We start from the raw sequence: 21,810 nt of genomic DNA, 5'->3' as shown, positions 1-21,810 counted from the left end.
AAAGGAAGTTTTTAAGAGGGGAGTTAGCCTTTGAAGACCTTCGTAGAGAACTCCTCTCAAGGAAATACAGTTACAAGACAGTTATCTGCCATAGCATTGAGGAAAGAGGAATGGGAATATTTATCTATCTCTTGGATTTTTGTGGTGTATTTACAGTACAATGAGTCGTGAGGGTAAACTGTGGATCCTGATGATAAAGCAAAGGTAAAAGAACTCAATATAGGTTCAAAGATAAAAAGCCTGCGAGAGAAGAAGAGGTTTTCTATTCAAAACATAGCCGAAAAGACAGGCGTATCTGCTCTTTTGCTCTCTCAGATTGAGAATGAGGTAGTAACACCCCCTATTGCAACTCTCCTTAAGATATCCAGGGCATTAGATACTAGCATCGGTTATTTCTTTATCGAAGAACCTTCTGAGAAGAAGGCCGTAGTTGTCAGAGAGGGAGAAAGAAGAAGAGTTTTTAGGAGGAGTCATGAAGAGCACGAAAAGATCGGTTACTTTTACGACTCTTTGGCATATCCCAAGGCTGAAAAATCCATGGAACCTTTCCTCGTGGAATTTGAGAAAAAGGAAAAAAAGGATTTGATCTTCTTTAATCACAAAGGAGAGGAATTTATACACGTATTAGAAGGTATCCTTGAATTCAACTCCGATGACGAGAGGCATGAATTAACTCCTGGAGACAGCCTATACTTCGATTCAAATGTCCCGCATGCCTTTCGCGCTCTGGGCAAGGAAAATGCTAAGGCTCTCGTTGTTATATACTCTCAGGAGTAACCTGCGCTTTTCTCTTTTAGGAAGACTGATGGAAAAAGATGATTGAGATACGATTTCATGGCAGAGGTGGACAGGGAGCTGTAATAGCCTCAAAGGCACTGGCTATCGCCTTCTTTCAGGAAGGGAAGTATGTTCAGTCTTTCCCTGCCTTTGGAGTAGAGCGGCGCGGTGCTCCTGTCACAGCATTTACCAGAGTGGATAACCAACCCATTCAATTGCGGAACTTTATATACAAACCAGATCATATCATCGTATTGGATCCCACTCTAATAAATAGTACAGATGTTACAGACGGTTTGAAGGAGAACGGGTGGATTTTGATCAACACTGATACTGAACCATTTAACTTTAAAGGTTTTAAGGGGTTTCGAGTGGCAACAGTGGATGCAGATAGTATAGCCATCGAATACAAACTTGGCACCCCTACCTTTCCCATTGTCAACACAGCAATCCTCGGAGCATTCTCCAAAGTTACAGGAATGGTCAGTATAGATTCAATACTTGAAGGGATAAGAGAGTCTGTGCCATCAAACAAGGCAGGAAATGCTGCTGCTGCTAAAGAAGCCTTTTTAAGGGTCACATTTTAGCACTGAGCAAAAAGGGCTTTTCAGAAGCCCTCTATGGGGTAAAACTACAAAATGGATGAACAGTTTTTTTTCGACAAAGAAGAAGACCTTCCATTAGTAACCTTATCCTATGGAAGCATGGCATGGAATAAGACGGGGGCATGGAGATACCTGAGGCCTGCATTTCAGGACAAAACTCCGCCCTGTAATAATTCCTGCCCTGCTGGCGAGGATGTAGAAGGCTATATGTATCTGGTGGGGAAAAAGAGGTACAAAGAGGCATGGAACCTGATTAAGGAAGAAAACCCCTTCCCAGGGGTGTGCGGCAGGGTATGTATGCATCCATGCCAAAATACATGTAACAGGGAAGAATTCGATAAGGCTATAAACATAAATGCTGTCGAGAGATTTCTGGCTGATTACGCGCTTAAACAGGGATACAGGGTCTCATCTAAGAAGCGAGAGAAAAAAGAGAAGGTAGCCATTATAGGTTCGGGTCCGGCAGGACTAACCTGTGCGTATCATCTTACAAGGATGGGATACCAGGTAACCGTTTTTGAGGCTCTGCCGGTACTTGGAGGAATGTTAAGGGTGGGAATCCCTGATTATCGGCTGCCTAAGCGTGTGCTTGAAGAGGAAATAGACAGTATTTTAGAACTGGGGGTTCAGATCCAGACCAATACCAAAATAGACAGAGAGATATTTGAAAAGGAGTTGAAAGATTTCAATGCAATTTTCATAGGTACAGGGAACCATAAAAGCATAAACCTGAGGATTCCCGGTAATGATTCCTCCGGTGTCATTTCCGGACTGAGTTTTTTAAAGGACATGCACCTTGGGGTAAAGGTTCATGTAGGGAAGAGAGTCGCCATTATTGGTGGTGGTAACACCGCTATTGACGCTGCCAGATCGGCTTTAAGATTAGGCACAAAGCCCTTCATATTGTATAGAAGAACGACTGAAGAGATGCCTGCTATAGAGAGTGAGGTCATGGAAACCGAAAAAGAAGGGATAAAAATATTCTATTTGACATCTCCTATAAAAGTCATATCACAAAACGGCAGGGTAGAAAAACTGGAATGTGTTAAGAATAGGTTAGGACCGCCGGACAGCAGCGGAAGGAGAATACCCATAGAGATAAAGGAGTCTCGATTCTTCATAGAGGCGGACAATGTCATCTCAGCTATTGGGGAAGTTCCGGACCTCTCTTTCCTTCCGGAAGGGATGGATATAAATAACCAGTTATTAGTGACAGATGAGGGCCTGGCTACACTAAGGAAGGGGGTTTTTGCGGGTGGAGACGTAACCTCTCCGCTAAGATCGGTAGCACATGCAATAGGTTCAGGGAAAAGGGCAGCAATCTCAATAGACAGATATCTGCAGGGAAAGGGGTTAGAAGAAGTCATTGACACAATTCAAATAGGGGATGGGGCAAACCTGTCAATGAGGAGATATCTTCAAAGAGACAATTTATCTTCAAGAAAGAGCCTGGAAATCGTCCGATTTAGAAACCTCAATTTAGACTACTTTGAACACCAACCCCGTCAAGAAATGAATGCCCTTTGTACTGAAGAGAGGGTCTCTTCCTTTCAAGAGGTCAATATTGGTTTTGATGCAGAGACCGCTCTGCACGAAGCAAAGAGATGCTTTAACTGCGGTGTGTGTAATCTTTGCGATAATTGCAATATATTCTGTCCTGACATGGCAGTTATAAAACAGAGCGGCCGGGATCAAAATACGATTGATTATGACCACTGTAAAGGGTGCGGCATATGTATCGAAGAATGTCCCAGGGACGCCATGTATATGGAGAGGGAACGAAAATGATTAAGGTCATCGTTGGAAATCACGCCGTATCCTACGGGGTTATGCTTTCCAGAGCACAGGTTATAGCTGCATACCCAATTACCCCTCAAACCTCTATTGTGGAGGAACTCTCTGAGTTCTGCGCTGATGGACATCTCAATGCCAAGTTCATTAAAGTTGAATCTGAACATTCGGCTATGGCATGCTGTATCGGCGCATCGGCAGCAGGGGCAAGGGCTTTTACAGCAACCTCATCCCAGGGTCTTGCTCTCATGCATGAAATGTTGCACTGGGCATCGGGAGCCAGGCTGCCTATAGTGATTGCTAATGTAAATAGGGCACTGGCTCCTCCATGGAATATCTGGAATGACCAGACAGACTCCCTTTCCCAAAGAGACACCGGGTGGCTGCAGTTTTACTGCGAAAGTAATCAAGAGGTCCTGGATACCGTCATTCAGGCATTCAAAATATCAGAGGAGGTTCTGTTACCAACAATGTTGGTCATGGATGCTTTTTTCCTCTCACACACAGCAGAGGCTGTAGAGATACCCGAGACAGAAGATGTAGACAGGTACTTACCGGGATATAAACCCAGATACAAACTGGATGTGAAGAATCCCCATTCCTTCGGCAGCCTTGCTACTCCCGATTATTACCAGGGATTTCGGGAAAAAATTCAAGAGGCGATGAAGAGGGCAAAAGAAGTAGCGATAAAAGCGGATGAGGATTTTAATAACATATTTAACAGGAGGTATGGCATAATTGAAGAGTACCAATGTGAAGAAGCGGAATTGGTCCTGGTGACTTCTGGCACAGTAACAAGTACTTCAAGGACCGTAATTGATCGCCTAAGAAAAGAAGGCCGCAAAGTAGGGATGCTGAAGATCAGGATGTTCCGGCCGTTTCCTTTTGAAGAGGTAACAGGGGCATTAAAAGATGTAGAGAAGGTTGCAGTAGTAGACAGGGGAATATCATTTGGACACGGTGGAATATTTGCCCAGGAGATAAAATCTGCCCTGTACAGCCAGAGTTCAAAACCCTTTATCTTCAGTTATATCACGGGACTCGGGGGTATGGATGTAACTCCTCAAGTCATTACCAATATCATCTGTGATGCCCTTGAAAGAAATACACCTCCAGAAGAAAGCATTTGGATAAGAGGGAAGTTATGAGTCTGGTAGTATCCCAGGAAGAGTATATAAGCCCGGGGCATATGGCGTGCCCTGGTTGTGGAGCCACCCTGGCTATGCGGTATGTTTTGAAGGGCTTGGGGAAAGAGACTATTATCGTACTCCCTGCCTCGTGCTGGTCTGTTATAGACGGGGTTTTCCCCTATTCATCGGTAAAAGTACCTCTTTTTCATACTGCCTTTGAAACGGCTGCGTCAGTTGCTTCAGGGATTAAAGCAGCCCTAGAAGTTCAGGGTGATACCGAAACCACGGTATTGGCATTCGCCGGGGATGGGGCAACTTTTGACATAGGATTGCAGGCACTATCAGGAGCCGCTGAGAGAAATGAGGATTTCATCTATGTATGTTACGATAATGAAGCATATATGAATACAGGGATTCAACGAAGTTCAGCTACCCCTTACGGGGCATGGACAACAACCACTCCGGTGAGACACCCCAAGGACAGACCCAAAAAGAGGATTCTAGAGATTATAGCCGCCCACGAAATACCGTATGCCGCTACTGCCTCTATCGGCTACCCTGATGACCTCATAGCAAAGGTAACAAAGGCAAAGGGGATATCCGGAACCAGGTTCATTCATGTATTTTCCCCATGCCCTACCGGATGGAAGAGCGAAGCAAGCCTCTCCATTAAGATAGCGAGGCTTGCTGTTCATACAAAGGTATTCCCCCTTTACGAAGTAGAAAATGGCTTCACGTTCCATATAAACATGGAACCGAAGAACCTGCCGGTAGAAGAGTATCTGAAGCTTCAGGAAAGGTTTGCCCATCTGGCAGAGCAAGAAATAGCCTTTATACAGAAGAACGTTGATGAAGAATGGGAGCATCTCTTGAAGAGGGCCCTTTACTGAAATAACCTTTCTCTGTTTATTGCCCAGGAGTTCTCTTCTTGCCTACAGTCATCCTTTTCTCTCAAGGTGTCTTATATAAGCACGAGGCTTCCGGCTGAGACGCATATTTGCATATTCTAATAAAAATAAAAGGAGGTTTTGAAATGGCAAAAAATTCTAAAAATGAAGTACAGGAAAAAGTAGAAAAGCTGTATGAGGAGGCAAGGTCTGCATTGAATGCCAGATACTACATGGATGCAGAGAGGATATTCAAACAGGCGCTGGAATTCTTAAAAGAAGCTAAAGACAATAGCAAAGCCACCGAGTGTGAAAAAGAGATCGAAAAGGTTCAGACAGAAAATGCCGGATTTTCGCCTGTACCTGCCATAGACAATCATGCCCATCCTATGTTTCGGGATGATCTGAAAAGGAATCCTGGTCTTTTCATGGCTGCAAGACATTTCAGACTCAAGGAAGAAGTTATCCCAAAAGGTCTGGACGATATGATAAAAGATATGAACAAGGCCAATGTGGAAAAGGCTTTAATAATGAGCTTAGACACTTCAAAGTCAGATCATTGGGCATTTAAAGAATCAATGTTAAGCAATGACAAGGTTGCTAAATTAGTGTCACAGTATCCCGACAGGTTCATAGGGTATGGTTCGGTGGACCCCAGAAGAGAGGACGCCGTAGAGGAGACTGAAAGGTGTATAAAAGAGCTGGGGTTAAAAGGCATGAAGTTCCATCCGGCTGCTGTGAGAACATACCCTAATGACGAGAAGCGTTTCTACCCAATCTATGAAAAGTGCGTCGAGTATAATATCCCTGTCCAGAGCCACTGTGGAACAACAGGGATGTATTTCACAAAGATCAAATACATGATGCCCCTCTGTTATGATGACGTAGCTGTGGATTTTCCCACCTTAAAACTGGTACTCCTCCATTACGGTGTCGGGGGATGGCATGATCAGGCAATGTCACTGGCATTCAGGCATCCCAATGTCTATCTGGACATATCAGGTGCTTCTCCAAGGATATACCCCCAAAGCCTTGTAGCATCTACTAACACCCCATTCTATCAGCCAAAGATTCTTTTCGGAACAGATTATCCCTTTGTAGGAATGCAATCATGGTTTAAGGCTTTTAAACAACTTAAAGGATTTGGCTGGAGTGAAGAGACGCAAAGAAAGGTTTTAAGGGAGAACTTTATTCGTTTACACGATTCAGAACCTGTATCGCCTCTGGATATGCTAAGGAAAGAAGGGATCGATGTTCCCAGGGATGCAAAGAGATAAAATTGAGATGGCTTTTATTGAAATTCCTGGTCTTAAGGGGAAAATTTATGTCCCGGATGAAAAATCAGGATATATAAAAAAGTATGATTGCAAAGACTGTTACTCATGTCAAATGTGCAGTGATGATAGATGCCACTTATGTCGCAGACAGGGTTCTCGTGGTAGAAAGAGAGATGATTATGTAGCATCTTCTCTGTAGATTCAATAAGGGTATAATTCTCAATGGGGAACCCCCTATATTTTTCATCATATGTTAATTGACATTTCTGAAAAATATGGGGGAGCCCCTTCTTCTCTCTATGTCCCTCTTTTCTTCCTCTATTCCAAGTTGCCGATCTGATTGATCCCTCTGCTACTGAGATTGTCTATGCCTAAAGCTTCACAGAAATTTTTGAAAAATTAAAGCTTGGTTTCCAAAAAGACAGTCAGATCAAATCAGTCCTTCCTTTATCAAATCACTGAGGGGTCTGGCACGCTTTACCTCCTCTTCAATTTCAGGGGCAGGGTCAGGATAGACAACCGGTCCGTGCTCTTTCGATGGTAAAATAACTGTTGAAATATGCGGTGTAATTGACCATTGATCTCTTTGATTTTTAGCCCATGCCTCTATGTCTACACAACAGTGATCTTTTTCTCTATATTTCTTAACAACCTTCCCTTCAAAAGTGGTTATATCTCCTGCCAGATTAAATGTCCTCAGGTCCCCACTCATTTTCCAAAGGAAACCATCATCGCCCATCCAATTGGTGAAGAAGTTGCATAACCATGACATCCGTTGATTCCCGTAGTCATAAATGCGTTCAATTCCGATAGCCTGAGCAAATGGATCAAGAAAATGCACCAGCTCAGGCACATCCCCAGGATTATCCGCTTCTCCTGTTTGGACATACTCTAGGGTTTTTGGGTGTCTTTTTTCATACTCATACTGTATTTTATGGGCTTTAATATATGGTGTTCCGCTTCCCATTGACCAGGCAACAATATCTCTTACACTGAGAGGTCCTTTGATCATCGGGCCTAGCTTATCTCCAACGTTAACATCTTCCCAGTACCTGGGATTAGAACCCCTTACTTCCTCCTGTTCATACAGATCGAGTATTTTTATCCAATCTTCCTTTGTGTATTGAGGTTTTGGAACATCACGGTGTTTTTTTGCCGAGCTTGCCTGCCCTCTCTCTCCCAGTACGATGTGCTGATACTCTTTGCCCACAATCTCCCCTTTTTGATTTACATAAATAACGTCACCGTAATCAATCCATGTTCTTCCACCCCCCATTTTGCCTTTCTTTGGCACTAATTCTCTCAATATATTTACGGTCTTGAATTCATCACCGGTAAAAACTGGTCTGTACCATTCCCAATCTCCACCGCTATACCAACCGTGTACACCCGGCCCCCCGTATCCCATGACTATCCAGTTGATGGAATATAGGTAACTGCCAGGGGCAATGATATTCCCATACTTCGTTTTTCTTGCATATTCCTCATCTGTAAACAGGGGATTCGTATCACCCATACCTTCAGCAAAATGCCGAATCCCGTCTTTTGTAGCCTGAGTATTAAAATAAATAGAGCGGGGATAAAAGGGTTTGTTAGCTCGACCTCTTCTCCTCTCTTGTGCCTCATCCGTATAAATTTCATGTATCTCCTCTTCTCTCTTGTTTTCCTTGCTTAACGCAATAATTCGGGCATGTTCTTCCCATTTATTCTTAGAACTCATGTTATTCCTCCCTATTTTATAAAAATTTTTAATTTGATCTGCCCCACCATCGGAACAGTAATATATGACGGGTGAAAAGAAGAAAAGTCATTTCGCAGTCCCCCACTCTTTTACTACTTTACGATTAATCTTCCCACCTTCTGTTTTGGGAATCTCGTCAACAAAATCTATTTCCCTGGGATACTCGTGTTTACTCAGTTCAAGCTTCACAAAATCCTGGAGTTCTTTTTTAAACTCCTCAGTAGGTTCAGCGTCGGTTCTCACAAAAGCCTTTACAATTTCTCCCCGATTCTTATCAGGAACACCTATCACAACAGCCTCCAATACATGCTTATGCTGTTGAAGCTTGTCCTCAACCTCAACAGCACTGATCGTCCACCCTGAAGACAGGATAATATCATCTATTCTGCCTTTATGCCAATAGTAACCGTTTTCATCCTCTATAGCTGCATCCTTGACCCTAAACCACCCATCCTTGCGCATTATAGCAATTTCGCCGAGTTTCCCAGGTGGAAGGCGGTTTCCTCCTGAATCAATAATCGCTACGTTCACTCCCAACATGGGTTTACCCAATGAACCGGGGACAACTACCCAATCTTTAAACCCAGCATAGTTGACAATGAGCGGACCTACTTCGGTTGAGCCATAGACAGAATGAGGGGGAACACCAAAGGTATCTTTTATAAAATTAAACGTATCCATATCCATAGGTTCACCTGTATAACTTATCTTCTTGATCTTGAACTTAAATTTGCTAGCTATTCCAGAAGTCTTGATTCTGCGGAAGACCGTTGGCGCAGAATTGAGGAGGCTGATCTCCCATTCTTCTAATGCCTCAAGAAAAATCTTTTCATCAAACTTACCTGAGTATGCACCTACTCCTATACCCAGGGATAAAGGAGTCAGTGTCCCATACCATAAACCATGCCCCCAGGCGGGCGATGATGGGCAAAAGTATCTGTCCCCTTTCGACAACCCGAAACCGAATATCGCTGCAGGAGAAGCCACGGGCAGGCTTTTATGAAAATGCTTTATCGCCTCGGGGAATTTTGTTGTTGCCCCGCTCGTATATTGATAGACTGCCACATCATTGGCTGAACGATTCATCCTACAAGGGTAACTTTCAGGTTCTTGCTCTATAAACTCATCGAACTCTTTCCCAATGATAATCACACGATCAACAGGATAGTCCTTGACCATGCTGGCCTTCTCCTCGGTAGTCACCAATAAGGACGCCCCTGAATCTTTAAGCCTGAATTTCAACGCGTCCGGACCAAATAATGTAAAACAGGGAACAACGACCGCCCCTCTTTTCATGGTTCCAAAAAGAGCAATGTAATATTCCCGGCAAGGATCCAACATCACAAGTACCCGATCGTCCTTGGCAATCCCCAACTTCTCTAAGGCATGAGCGAACTTTGATGTTAATACAGACATCTCGCCGAATGTATATTTTTCTGAATGTCCATCATCAAATTTTATTCTGATGGCCGTATCGCCAGGGGGGTGACGGTCGATGCACTCGTGAGCTATATTAAAATGTTCTCTATCTCCATCAAAATGATCCCATATCTGGCTCCATTTGAACCCGGCTTTCGCTTCTTCATAGGTTTTGTAATCTGTTATCATTTCTCACCTCGTTATAAGTTCAATTATTGGAAGTATTGTTTTCAAAATCGAGAATCCTTAAGTTTGATAATAATGCATTTATTTTTTACAGCCCAAGGTTTCTGCTGATAATCAGAAGCATTACTTCCGATGCTCCACCAAGTAACGTCTGGCACCTCGCATCTCTGAACAATCTGGCAATCGGATATTCTTCCATATATCCATATCCGCCATGGAACTGGAGGCACTTACCTATCATATGATTGAGCATCTCAGGAATCCAATACTTGGCCATCGATACTTTTTCTACTACATTTTTCCCTTCGATATGGTCGATAATAAGGCTTTCAATAAATGTCCTGCCCAGTTCTATCTCCGTTGCCATCTTTGCCAGTTCAAAAGAGATATGCTGAAAGCTGCTTACAGGGGACCCAAATACTTTTCTTTCTTTTGTGTAATTGATCGTCTCTTTAAGTGCTTGTTCAGCCATAAGTTGAGAACCCAGTGCAATTACCAATCTCTCCTGCTGCAGATCTGTCATGAGATACTTAAAACCTTCACCTTCCTTACCCAGGAGATTTTCAACCGGGACCCTGCAATCTTCAAATATCAACCCAGATGTGGCATTTGCGTGAAAACCTACTTTATCAAATTTAGCGCTTTTACTAAAACCTGGAGTACCATATTCCACAACAATCAAAGACATTCCTTTAAAAGGCGGATCTGCCTTTGTGTCAGTCTTTACCGCAACTACACCAAGATCACAGATCGCCCCACAGGATATAAATGTCTTTTGTCCGTTGATTATATAATGATCGCCGTCTCTTACAGCAGTAGCACGAATAGCTGCCAGGTCTGAACCTGCATCAGGCTCGGTCATGACGATTGATGCAAGAAGATCGCCTGATACGCAACCAGGCAGCCATTTCTTCTTCTGTTCCTCATTACCAAAGTGATAGATATAAGGAACAACTATATCTGAATGAAGTACGAGTGGCCACATTATGTTGTTACAACCTGTCCTGGTGGCTTCTTCCATAATGATCACGGAATAAAGGAAGTCGATTCCAGCACCACCGTACTCCTCCGGAACCCAGGGACACAAAAAACCCTGCTCAGCAAGCTTTTTCCAAATATCTCGAGGAACAGCTTTCTCTTCTTCACATTCCTCTGATCTAGGTGCAATCTCTTTTTCAAAAAGACGCCGTACAGCATCTCTGAATATCTGATGCTCCTCACTATAACATCTCTCCAATAAAGACATGTCGAATCTCCAATCAATGTTTTTCCGGAATTGCCGGTTTGTTTTTTCTTGTAATCAAAGCTTCTTCAAGAATGTATGATGGTCGTCCAGACTTTTCCCGTGTTTTGACACAGCCCTACAGGTGCCAGATCATCTTCCAGCATTTCTTGAAACATAGTCAGTTATGTCTTTCAGAGGAGCACCGGGCAGAAATACCTCTGCCACTCCCAACTCTTTCAACCTGGGAATGTCTTGATCAGGAATTACCCCTCCTATTACGACCAAAATCTGTTCCAGCCTATTCTCACGCATCAGGTTCATGAATCGCCGCATAATCTCTACATGACCACCGCATAAAAAGCTCAAGCCCACGACATCGGCATCTTCCTGAATAACTGCCTTAATTACTGTATCAAATCTCTGCCCTGCCCCCAGGTATACCACCTCCATCCCGGCATTCCTGAGAGCGTCAGTCACTGATATGATGCCTCTATAATGATCATCAAGCCCAATCTTACCGGTTATAACTTTTACCTTCTTTCTCTCCATATAATATACCTCTCTTTTTAGACTCTAACCATGACGGCTTCATAAAAAGTCCATCTGCGGCGTTGCGCTACATCCTTCGTCGTTGCAGCGTACCTCTAAGTACGCCTCACTCCTCAGGATTTGCGCGCCTTGCATCTGGAGCTTTTTACTTTGCCATCCCAATTTTGGCTTTTTACGAGTCCGTCAATTATAAAGGGTTAAAAAGGATATTCTCTTTCACCAGCCCAATCATAATCCAGCCCGTCAACCATCCTCAATACCCCTATTATTTCACCAAATGTAGCGTTTGCCTCTATGGCATCGAAAACATGCGGCGTAAGGTTATCCTGTGTATCCTCAGCAATCTTGCGCAAATTCTCCAATGACTCCTTAACCTTCTTCTTGTCCCGCCGCTCTTTGAACTCACTGTATTCATCGAGATAAGCCTCAACATCAGACCTGTCAGGAGTGTAAATCTCCGGCTTGAAATCCTCCTCTGGAGGGATGGCGAAACGGTTCACACCGAGAACAACCCTCTCTCCACGCTCGTTCTTACTCTGCACATCCAGCAGGCTCTTTCTGAGCTCTTTTTCAACCCAATTACGCTGAAGTGCAACTATCCAACCGCCCATCTCCTCTATCTTTTCTTCCATTGACTTTATCTTCTCCTCCAGCTCGTTCGTGAGCGATTCCACATAGTACGAACCTGCAAGAGGATCAGCTACCCTGGCCACACCTGATTCATAGCGTATGACCTGCTGCGTCCTGATGGCAAGTCTCACAGCCTCTTCCGTGGGAGTAGCCCAGGCTTCGTCATAGGAAGGCAACTGTATCCCCATGCAACCGCCAAGCACAGCAGCCAGGGCACCAAGAGTCCCTCGGGCAAGGTTGACAAGGGGCTGCTGACGGGTATAATTGGACCCGGCTACATCAATGTGAAACCTGAGGCGCATAGCCTGCGAATCTGTGGCGCCAAACTCTTCTTTCATCATCCGTGCCCAAAGTCTCCTTGCTGCTCTCAGCTTTGCTATCTCCTCAAAGAAATCCCGGTCACATGAAAAGACAGGACTGAGCTTCCGGCCTATGGTGTTTATGTCAACTCCCCTTCTCAGCATCTCCCGGATCATTTCTTTGGCGCACGCCATGGTAAACGCAATCTCATGAATAGCATTACCACCGGCTTCCCGGTAATCATACGCACTGATGAACCATGCATTCCATCTGGGAAAGTTTATGAGCACATGCTCTAACCAGTCATTTGCCCACCGGCACAGGGTTGAAATTTGTCCGTTGGGGAGAAACAAATACTCGGGAATGCTGGGCAGACACCCTGGAAAGTAATAGTGCAGATGCCCACCGACAACCCTCAATTGTTTTGGGTCATAGCCCCGTCTCTTGGCGCCCAAGACATAGGCTTGTTGGACCCACGGGCCACTTGCCATAGAAAGGCTTATCTGATCCAGAGGCAAACCTTCACACAGCTCTTCCACGTCGTGCAATGTGTGCAACGATATACCGACAACGCCTACCTGACCCGCAGCCATTGGCTGATCTGGCTCGATCCCATACAGTGTTGGTCCATCCATCTCCCAGTCCAGGGCTCCCTGCCCCTGTTCCAGCAGAAACTTGAGCCTCTTATTGAAAGCCCTCGGGGTTGATAATCCCGAGATTTCTCGTATGTTCCATAATTTCCCACGGTACATGTCCTTATGATGTCCCCTGGTAAACGGGTATTGACCGGGATCTGCAATGTCTCTGTCGTAGTCTATCCCCTGTACATCTTCCGGACGGTAAAACCCTTTAACCTTTATACCAGAGGCTGTAGTAAAATCCGTCACCTTCTCGAAATACATCTGCGCAATCTCACTCAGCTCAGCCATAAAAACCTCCTTCTCTATCTAAAAATGCCGTTACAATACATTCCTATATTCATAGGTACTTATCATCATGATAATACAAGTTAATACTACTCTGACTTTCTCCATCCTGTCATAGCGATGAATTTTCCACCAACAGGATCAGCCTTGTAAACCCTCGATGAATCGCCGCCTTTATGGCTTTTGGAGCTGAAGGTAATAGGAGAAAGAAGTCCACCAGAATCATAGTTCTTAAAACTCTCCAGAGCATTTATCAACCCGTCCTCATCCAGGTCATTGCCAGCTTTCTTTAATCCATCAGCCAAAATGGCTAGAAAGCCCCACCCGTAACTAAACCCTGTACCTCTATAAGGCTTTTCTGTCCCAGGGAAGTAGCGCAGTGTGACTTCCCTCATGTTTTTTATCCCAGGACCTTCACCATACCAGGGAGATATGGCATGCACCACATACGACTGGTTTGCTACCTCACCAACCTCATTTAGACCTTCTGAAAGCATTACGCCCCAGCTATGAAAAACCGGTATCACCATTCCAAGCTTTCTCAATTCTCTAAGTAAAACAATAGCTGTAGAGGTAATTCCTCCGATATTCATCACACAATTGACCCCGTATCTCCTCAAACTCATCACCTGCGAACCAGCCTCAACCGCACCTGGCATCAGTATCTCTTGCGTTACGGGTTCTATCTTGTATTCCTTTAACCTCTGTAATGCAGCTCTCAAATCGGTCTTGCCAAGCTCGGTATCGGGACGTACTATACCAATACGGGGATTCTTCAACTTATAATCTTTGATCATATAGTCCGTAAGGGTCCTTATCTGTCCCTCATAGGTATCACAGACAATAAATAAGTACTTCTTAAACGGGTCAACGGCGAGTTCAGTGAATGTCAATACCATAGTTGGCAATTTGTCTTTTTGGAACTTCCCCCAGAGCGGCGGAAGAAAACTCGCGGAACCAGGAGCAAATAATGTAAATATTCTGTCTTTGTAAATCAACTTCTTGTATGCTGAAATAGCAGCAGGAATTGAATAGCGATCATCTTCTGCAAGAATTTTTAACTCTCTTCCGTGAATACCTCCCTGTTCGTTAACATATCTGGCGCAAGTCTGAATCCCTCTAGCTATCGGCAGTGTGACGCTGACAGCCGGCCCGGTATGATCCACAATCAAGCCTATTTTTATCAACTTATCCGTTACTCCCCTGACATCCTCCGCCTGACTCAAGGAACTGCCAATGAAGGAAATACTTACTAACAATCCAATTAACAATAATACATTCATTTTTACCTTCATAAAAATCCCCCTTTTTTATTTATCAATTAGCATCTAGCTTACATTCGACCCTTGCTGGCCTCGGTGTCTGTATACCATCGGATACTTCCTTAACTTTAATTTCCTTCAACTATACTCTTACATATCACAGACCCTATTCTGAAAATTTTCTCCATCCTGTTATTGCAATAAACCTTTCTTTTTTTAAATCTGCCTTTACAAATGTAGCATATTCTCCTCCTTTATGGCTTTTGGAACTAAAACTAACCGGACCACTTATGCCCTCCGTATCGAATACCTGTCGTCTTCAAGGAGAACCTTTACTTTCCTCCCATTGATTCCCCCTTTATCATTTATATACTTGAAGTAATTCCTGGCTCCAAAGACATAGGGAATAAAAGTCTCAGAAACTGGTCCTGTCATGTCCGCTATTGTTCCTATCTTTATAGTATCATCAGTTACACCTCTAACCTCTTTTGCCTGAATTATTGTCTCTGTGATGAAAAAAATAAATCCTGCCAATAGAATAGATACGAATATTCTGCTCTTTGTCTTCATAATCCGCCTCCTTTGTTAATATTAGAAGCACCCAAGCTCGCTACCCACCATTTGCTCGTGTAGCCCTTCATAAACTAAAGTTTTGGCGTTGTTGATGATATGCAAAACCTTACGCAACCATCAGTCCTTAAAAGCTGGCTCTCTGAACTCAGTAATCGGTATAAAGGTCTGATTTTCTATGTCCACTTTATACAAGGTGCCCATTGTTCCGCCTTTATGATTATTCTTGCTGTAACTCACGGGACCTGCAATTCCACCGGTACTAAAGTGCTTAAAGGTTTCGTAAGCCTCAACCAGTGTATCAGGATTTAGATTTTTGCCAGCCCTTTTTAGCCCTTCTGCACATATCATTGAAGTGAGCCAACCCTGTGTATAACTTCTTACCATCCGCTTCGCCTCGGGATAATATTTCTTGGTAATCTTTCTCAGTTGAACCATTCCAGTGGTATTATCACTCCAATAACCCATCGGGCTTACCGCCAAGCTATCCTTCATGGCATCTCCGGTAACTTTTATATTGTCCTCGTCACTGACATAAAATGTTCCAATGACCTTACTTCTTAAACCGTATTTCTTCGCAGCTTTAAAGAAAGAAATTAGGCCGGCAAAGCCATTATGAAGGATTATATAATCCGGATTTTCTTTCTTCAAAACCAATACCTGGGAAGTTGCATCGATTTCTCCAAGGTTAATTACTGTCTTATTGCTGAATTTCAAGTTGTAGTTTATAAGATACTTTTCTGCAGCCTGCAAACCGTTTTTACCGAACTCATTATCCGGGTAGACAAAGGCTATTTTCGGGTTTTTTGCCTTCAGGTCCTTCATGATATAATCTATGCCAAGCTTTATCGTGTCATCATAACCAGCTGTTGGTGTAAATATATATCTCTTCACTGGAGTCGTTATTGCCTCTGTGAGGCTCACGGGTATTACAGGAACCTTATGCTTCTCAATCTGGCTCAGGAGGGCAAATATCTGACCTGTACCTCCGGCAAAGAGAACGGACAGAACTTCATCTCTAAAGACCAATTTCTTGAAAGCAGCAATAGCACCGGGAATTGTATAGTGATCATCCTCAACAATGACCTTCACATTTCTACCATTGATACCCCCCTGATCATTGATGTGTCTAAAGTATGTCTTTGAGCCATTGGTTATGGGGATGCTAAGATTGGCAACTATTCCCGTCTGATCTAAAATAACCCCTATCTTTATGGTATCATCGGTAACACCCCTGACCTCCCCGGCACGGGAGAGTGAGGTTATAAAAAAGGTTAGCACAATTAATAAAACAATAATACCTATCACAAGATTTATTTTATACATGGCGGCCTCCTTTTAGGTTCGTTTCTGAGACAATGTTTCACTTTAATCTTCTCACCTAGTCAAAACTCTGCTCTGTTCTCTTGATAATTGAATCCTGTAATCCCTTGCTCAGATCCACAAAGTAGGCACTGTAACCCGCTACCCTGACTATAAGATCCTGGTAGTTCTCTGGATTCTTTTGAGCAGCTAAGAGGGTTTCACGATCCACAACATTGAATTGTATATGACTTATACCCAAATCCGCCCACGTTTTTAAGTAACTTAGAAAAGTCTGCTTCATATCCCCGTCGAATACTGAAGGCAAAAACTTCTGGTTGAGAAGGTGATTATACGTCTTCTCCGTACTTATCTTGCTGGCTGACTTCAGAACCGCCGTAGGACCTTTATGATCTCCCCCTTGAATTGGAGCTAGCGTCGAATCCGCAAAAGGATCTCCATCTCTTCTCCCATCTGGCGTCGCAGGGGTGTCATGGGCCAACCCATACGTGGCCGAAACGCCGCTTCCGTCCCCCTTTAAGCGATTCCCAAACCGATCCGTAAATTCAGCTAGAACCTCGGAAGTCCTGTGATGAACTTCGACGGCAATTTTATCGGAATAATCATCGTCATTTCCGTATTTGGGCGCCTGTATCACCATCTGCCGTATATCCTCAAACCCCTCCCAGTTGCTGTCCATTGCCTTGATGAGTTCCTCCATAGAAACCCTTTTGTCTTCAAACACAACCTTCTTAACCGCTGTAATCGAATCGGCCACATTGGTCGGACCGATAATTACAGCATAAGTACTGATCATAGCTGGATATGCCCATTGCCTGGTGTCCTTGCCCTGTTCGATGCATCCGTCTAAGAGGGCAGAATGAAATGGTCTCGGGAGATATTTCTCGTAGAGAGAACGACAGGTATTTTCTAGCCTAACAAATTTCCCCACGAAAAAGCGGACTTGTTCCAAGTAGGCATCCATCAGATCTTCTGCCGATTCAAAGGTTCTGGGATCAGGAGTCGGTGCTCCGTATTGTTCCCCTGTCTCGGGATTTATCCCCTGGTGGAGAGCCCACCACAGGCACTTAGGAAGTACAAAATACGCAAACATTCTACGCAGCATGTTTTTTCCAGGGATTTCGATATAGACACATGCAATCATATTATAGTCTCGGGCATCTTCAAGGGGAACACCCCATTTCTCCAATGTTGGAATCAATGATTTGTCGTTAAAAAAGGACGGATACCCTATGCCTGTACTGACAACATCGGTTGCTTTTGAAAGAAGTTCGTCTGGTGTACCATCATGATACCGCAGTGCAATACTCGGCTCCAGTAGTCTCATAGTCTTGGCCGTCTCGAGAACCAAATATGTCATCTCATTGGTAACATCTCTCCCTTTCTCGTCAACACCACCAAGTGTAATTGCCTGAAGGGAGGCAACACCTCCATAAACGCTGGATATCATAGGCGAGTAGATTAGACCCATCTCCTGAAACTTCATCCATAAAAGCTGCATGAGTTCCAGTGCCTCGTCCCTGGTTATTCTGCCGGCATGTAGATCTCTTTCATAATAAGGCCCAAACACTTTATCAAAGCGCACTCCAATGCCTAATGTGGAAAATTCTATGTAGCTCACGACATGAATCAAATAGAATGATTGAAGGGCTTCAAGTAGCGACCGAGGTGGATTCTCGGGAACCCATTGACACGTCTCCGCAATTTCCTCCAATCGTTTCTTATCGGCTGGATCTATAGCCTTTGAAGCCATCTCACGGGCTTTCTCAGCATAACGGTTTGCAACCCTCACAACCGCTTTCAGAGAGATGATAACCGCCTGAAGAAACTCCTTCTGATCGATGTAGTCCAGAGGAACTGTTCGATCGATCTCTATGAGCCGATCCTCTGCCTCCTTGATTATCCCTTTCAGACCAACCCTAAGTACCTTTTCATAATTGGGGACAACCCCTTCAGACCAGTGACTGAACATAAATGTCCCCTCGTATCTCCAGTACTTGCTCAGCTCATCTCCCGTAAACATCGCTTGCTGCCGGTCGCTAAGCGATTTTCCATTCCAGTACTCGCAAAGCTCTGCTAACTCTCTTCTACCAGCGTCATCGAGCAGCGTCTGACCGTCTTCACCGGTCACCATCCTCTTCACGGAGCGCCAGTTCTGATCTATACCGTAGTAGAGGCCTTCAGGGGTAGAGGCATGATTACCGACGATTCTCTCCCAATCCTGAATATAAAGATCCATTTTGGTCAGGATATTTGCCAAAGCCTTAGCCCTTCGTATAACCATAGGCTCTCCGTCTGTCTCTTTATATGACTCGGTGAGAAGACGCGACCTCTGCAAGTCTAATTTGATCTCAGGACGATACATTCCTCGTGCTGCATCATCTTTTTCAGTTCCCGCTCGAACATTGCGAACTGCCTTTGAAACAAGTTTGCTCTTTAAGTATTCTATTTTGTTATCCATTTTTTCATCCTCTTCTAAGACCTTTGAATCTATGATAAAATGTACAAAATCTTTTTGATGTTATATATAATCTTCCTCTCAAACTTTTCTGTTCTTACCATTCCCCGAATTCGTTATAAATAACATAGCCCTCATTTTATTTCTGGAGTCTTTCTCCAATCCGTAATTGGGATAAATTTCCCGCTTTCCGGATTGGCTCTGTAAAGCTTTGTATGATGTACCCCTTGATGGTTTGTAGGGGAAAAGCTGATCGGACCGGAAAGTTCTCCGGTATCCATATCTCTTATACTTTCCAGGGCAATTAACAAACCCCCGGTGTTCAGTTCTTTCCCGGCCCTTTTTAGTCCTTCGTAAAGGACGGTAGCAAAAAGCCAGCCTGCAGTATAAAACTTATTGCGATATGGCATCTCAGTGCCAGGATTATACTTGAGAGTGGTCCTTCGCATCTCTTCCACGCCCTTTCCGTCATCATACCAGGAAGAGAAGGGAGCACCGCCTATATAATTCTTCGATGCATTGCCTCCCATTCCTAATATATCTTCCGTAGTTGACATCATGGTTCCATAGACAGGAATGTTAAGACCAAATTTACTTAAATCTCTGAGTAACAACACAGTGCCTGGTGCACCATGGTGTATTAGAATATGGGTTGAATTATTCCTTTTGATACTCATCACCTGGGAGGTAACATCGAGGGAGCCCAGGCTTATTACCTCGGCTTTGAGATTAAAATTGAAAAACTTGGCATATTTCTGGACAGATCTAAAGGCTACTTTGCCCGACTCTGCATCGTAATATACAAATGTTATATCGATCTTCTTGGTTTTGAGAACGTTTACGATATAATCTAAGACCACTCCCCACTGATCGCTATAGGGATTGAAGGGCATAAATACATGCCTTTTTAACGGATTCACCGCAGCCTCATCAGGAGCTCCGGTTAAGTTTGGAACCTTCAGTTTTTCTATCTGTCCAAAGAGTGCCCTTGCTCCACCTACGTTGGCAGGCCCAAACAAGGCAAATATCTCATCTTTGGAGAGGAGCTTCTTAAAAGCAGCTATACAGCTAGGTATGGAATAGCGGTCATCCTCAACTATCAATTTTATTTTCCTCCCGAATATTCCGCCCTTATCGTTGACATCTCTTGTGTAATTTCTGAAGCCCGTGGTTATCGGTACTGTTATATCCCCTGCAATAGGCCCTGTTTGATCCAATATGGCTCCAATCTTTATCGTTGTACCCGTAACACCCCTGATCTCTTCTGCATAAGCAGATACGTTCCCTAAAAGGACCAGGATTGAAACAAAAGTAACCATCCTTAATAAAATATATCTCTTTTTCATAATGCCCTCCTAATATAACTTATTATGGTTTCAAGTGTACCTTATGCATCTGTCGCTTTAATGGACAGCTCAGTGAGCAGCCTTTCTCCAGTCACCGACGGGAATGAGTTTATTGTTTTCAAGATCGGCTTTATACATCCTCAAATACTCCCCGCCCATACGCTCATTGGTGCCGTATGTAATATATCCGCTAACCCCTCCTGTATCAAAGTTTTTAAAGGTTTCCATGGCAGCTACAAGGGATTCGCTATCCAGATTCCTGCCAGCCCTTTTCATTCCTTCCTCCAGGATCATGGCACAGAGCCAACCTTTAGAATAATTCTTGCTATAGTCCTTCTTCTTGGGATTCAGTTTCAAGGTGATTTCCCTCAGTCTAGCCATACCCGGTGTATCGTCATACCAGGAACTATAGCTATTAACTCCATAGTAGTTATTTGCAGCTTCTCCTGAACCCTTAATGACATCCTCATTACAGGTCCAGCCCGTCCCTAATAACGTAACGTTCAATTTAAATTTCCTTGCCTCTCTCAAGAAGCAGATAGCCCCGGCAACAACCTGAACTACTATCACATGAGTCACTTTATCCCTCTTTAATAACATTACCTGAGAACTTGCCTCTAATGCTCCCATATTAAGCACTTCAGGATATATGTCGACCCCGTAGTGTTTTGCACTCTTCTTGGCCTGCTCCAGGTTAGTCTTTCCGAATTCTACATCAGGATAGACTATGCCAACTCTGGGATTCCTGGCACTTAAATCCTTCATCATGAAATCAAAGAGCACTTTGATCTCTTCTGAATATCCGGCTGCAGTACAGAAGACATATCTCTTAGGTGGTATATACATAGATTCTGCCTGAGAAGCAGCAATAGTGGGAACCTTTAATTTTTCGATTTGAGGGAATAGGGCAATTGTCCCACCTGTTGATGATGCCCCAAACATGGCAAGTATATTATCTCTGAATACAAGCTTTTTAAAGGCTGCTATATCACCGGGAATGGTATAACGGCTGTCCTCGTAAATATTTTTTATCTTCCGGCCATGGATTCCTCCCTGGTTATTTATATACTGCATATAATTTTTATAACCTTCAAGAACAGGCAGAAATATATTAGCTATGGGGCCTGTCAAGTCTGCAATTACTCCTATCTTGATGGTATCATCAGTTACACCTCTCACCTCTTTTGCCTGAATTATTGTCTCTGTGATGAAAAAAATAAATCCTACCAATAGAATAAATACGAATACTCTGCTCTTTGTCTTCATAATCCGCCTCCTTTTAATTTAGGTGATTGTAAAAGATTTGGCACCATAATATAATGGTGTCATGGACATAAAATCATTCGAACATACCGTAAAGACTGAGAATATAGCTTGGCGGTTTTTAGTAAAGTTGTGTTGGAAAAAC

The 21,810-nt window shown here is 43.7% G+C and carries 17 protein-coding genes; 6 read left to right on the top strand and 11 right to left on the bottom strand.

The window, feature by feature from the left end; translation table 11 throughout:
- Positions 1–180: 180 nt before the first annotated feature.
- The 6 genes from AB1401_13150 (at position 181) to AB1401_13125 (ending at position 6,467) form a co-directional block, all read left to right on the top strand.
- Positions 181–777: an XRE family transcriptional regulator gene (locus tag AB1401_13150; protein ID MEW6616395.1), complete on the top strand. Its 597-nt coding sequence runs from the start codon at positions 181–183 to the stop codon at positions 775–777.
- 38 nt (positions 778–815) lie between these two features.
- Complete coding sequence (locus AB1401_13145; protein ID MEW6616394.1) at positions 816–1,364, top strand: 2-oxoacid:acceptor oxidoreductase family protein; 549 nt, start codon at positions 816–818, stop codon at positions 1,362–1,364.
- Between the two features lie 51 nt (positions 1,365–1,415).
- On the top strand, positions 1,416–3,170 hold the full coding sequence (locus AB1401_13140; GenBank protein ID MEW6616393.1) for an NAD(P)-binding protein: 1,755 nt from the start codon (positions 1,416–1,418) through the stop codon (positions 3,168–3,170).
- Positions 3,167–4,321, top strand: a complete 1,155-nt coding sequence (gene porA, locus AB1401_13135) for a pyruvate ferredoxin oxidoreductase (protein ID MEW6616392.1) — start codon at positions 3,167–3,169, stop codon at positions 4,319–4,321. The genes AB1401_13140 and porA overlap by 4 nt, the downstream gene beginning before the upstream one ends.
- Positions 4,318–5,193 carry a 3-methyl-2-oxobutanoate dehydrogenase subunit beta gene (locus AB1401_13130; GenBank protein MEW6616391.1) on the top strand — a complete coding sequence of 292 codons (876 nt, stop codon included), beginning with the start codon at positions 4,318–4,320 and terminating at the stop codon, positions 5,191–5,193. The genes porA and AB1401_13130 overlap by 4 nt, the downstream gene beginning before the upstream one ends.
- A gap of 143 nt (positions 5,194–5,336) precedes the next feature.
- Positions 5,337–6,467, top strand: a complete 1,131-nt coding sequence (locus AB1401_13125; protein ID MEW6616390.1) for an amidohydrolase family protein — start codon at positions 5,337–5,339, stop codon at positions 6,465–6,467.
- 430 nt (positions 6,468–6,897) lie between these two features.
- Here the strand turns inward: AB1401_13125 and AB1401_13120 are convergent, their stop codons facing one another.
- From AB1401_13120 to AB1401_13070, 11 genes are all read right to left on the bottom strand, one after another.
- Positions 6,898–8,187: a MaoC family dehydratase N-terminal domain-containing protein gene (locus AB1401_13120; protein MEW6616389.1), complete on the bottom strand. Its 1,290-nt coding sequence runs from the start codon at positions 8,185–8,187 to the stop codon at positions 6,898–6,900.
- Between the two features lie 87 nt (positions 8,188–8,274).
- The gene (locus tag AB1401_13115) at positions 8,275–9,816 is read right to left on the bottom strand and encodes an AMP-binding protein (protein ID MEW6616388.1); all 1,542 of its coding nucleotides are present in this window, start codon (positions 9,814–9,816) and stop codon (positions 8,275–8,277) included.
- A gap of 85 nt (positions 9,817–9,901) precedes the next feature.
- A complete protein-coding gene (locus tag AB1401_13110; protein ID MEW6616387.1) occupies positions 9,902–11,059 on the bottom strand; it encodes an acyl-CoA dehydrogenase family protein in 1,158 nt (385 codons plus the stop codon).
- Between the two features lie 129 nt (positions 11,060–11,188).
- Positions 11,189–11,587, bottom strand: coding sequence for a cobalamin-dependent protein (locus AB1401_13105; protein ID MEW6616386.1), 399 nt, complete (start codon positions 11,585–11,587; stop codon positions 11,189–11,191).
- Between the two features lie 197 nt (positions 11,588–11,784).
- Positions 11,785–13,446 (bottom strand): methylmalonyl-CoA mutase family protein, encoded by a 1,662-nt coding sequence (locus AB1401_13100; protein ID MEW6616385.1) that lies wholly within the window; start codon positions 13,444–13,446, stop codon positions 11,785–11,787.
- Positions 13,447–13,532: 86 nt separating this feature from the next.
- Positions 13,533–14,738 (bottom strand): ABC transporter substrate-binding protein, encoded by a 1,206-nt coding sequence (locus AB1401_13095; GenBank protein MEW6616384.1) that lies wholly within the window; start codon positions 14,736–14,738, stop codon positions 13,533–13,535.
- A gap of 255 nt (positions 14,739–14,993) precedes the next feature.
- Positions 14,994–15,275, bottom strand: a complete 282-nt coding sequence (locus AB1401_13090; GenBank protein MEW6616383.1) for an ABC transporter substrate-binding protein — start codon at positions 15,273–15,275, stop codon at positions 14,994–14,996.
- 120 nt (positions 15,276–15,395) lie between these two features.
- Positions 15,396–16,601 carry an ABC transporter substrate-binding protein gene (locus tag AB1401_13085; protein MEW6616382.1) on the bottom strand — a complete coding sequence of 402 codons (1,206 nt, stop codon included), beginning with the start codon at positions 16,599–16,601 and terminating at the stop codon, positions 15,396–15,398.
- Positions 16,602–16,656: 55 nt separating this feature from the next.
- Positions 16,657–19,059, bottom strand: coding sequence for a pyruvate formate lyase family protein (locus tag AB1401_13080; protein MEW6616381.1), 2,403 nt, complete (start codon positions 19,057–19,059; stop codon positions 16,657–16,659).
- Positions 19,060–19,190: 131 nt separating this feature from the next.
- On the bottom strand, positions 19,191–20,402 hold the full coding sequence (locus AB1401_13075; protein MEW6616380.1) for an ABC transporter substrate-binding protein: 1,212 nt from the start codon (positions 20,400–20,402) through the stop codon (positions 19,191–19,193).
- Between the two features lie 69 nt (positions 20,403–20,471).
- A complete protein-coding gene (locus AB1401_13070; GenBank protein MEW6616379.1) occupies positions 20,472–21,668 on the bottom strand; it encodes an ABC transporter substrate-binding protein in 1,197 nt (398 codons plus the stop codon).
- Between the last annotated feature and the right edge of the window lie 142 nt (positions 21,669–21,810).

It is taken from the genome of Thermodesulfobacteriota bacterium, from assembly GCA_040757775.1.
GTDB lineage: Bacteria > Desulfobacterota > UBA8473 > UBA8473 > UBA8473 > UBA8473.
Note: the sequence above shows the minus strand (reverse complement) of the source record. Positions and strands in the feature narration are given on the sequence as shown.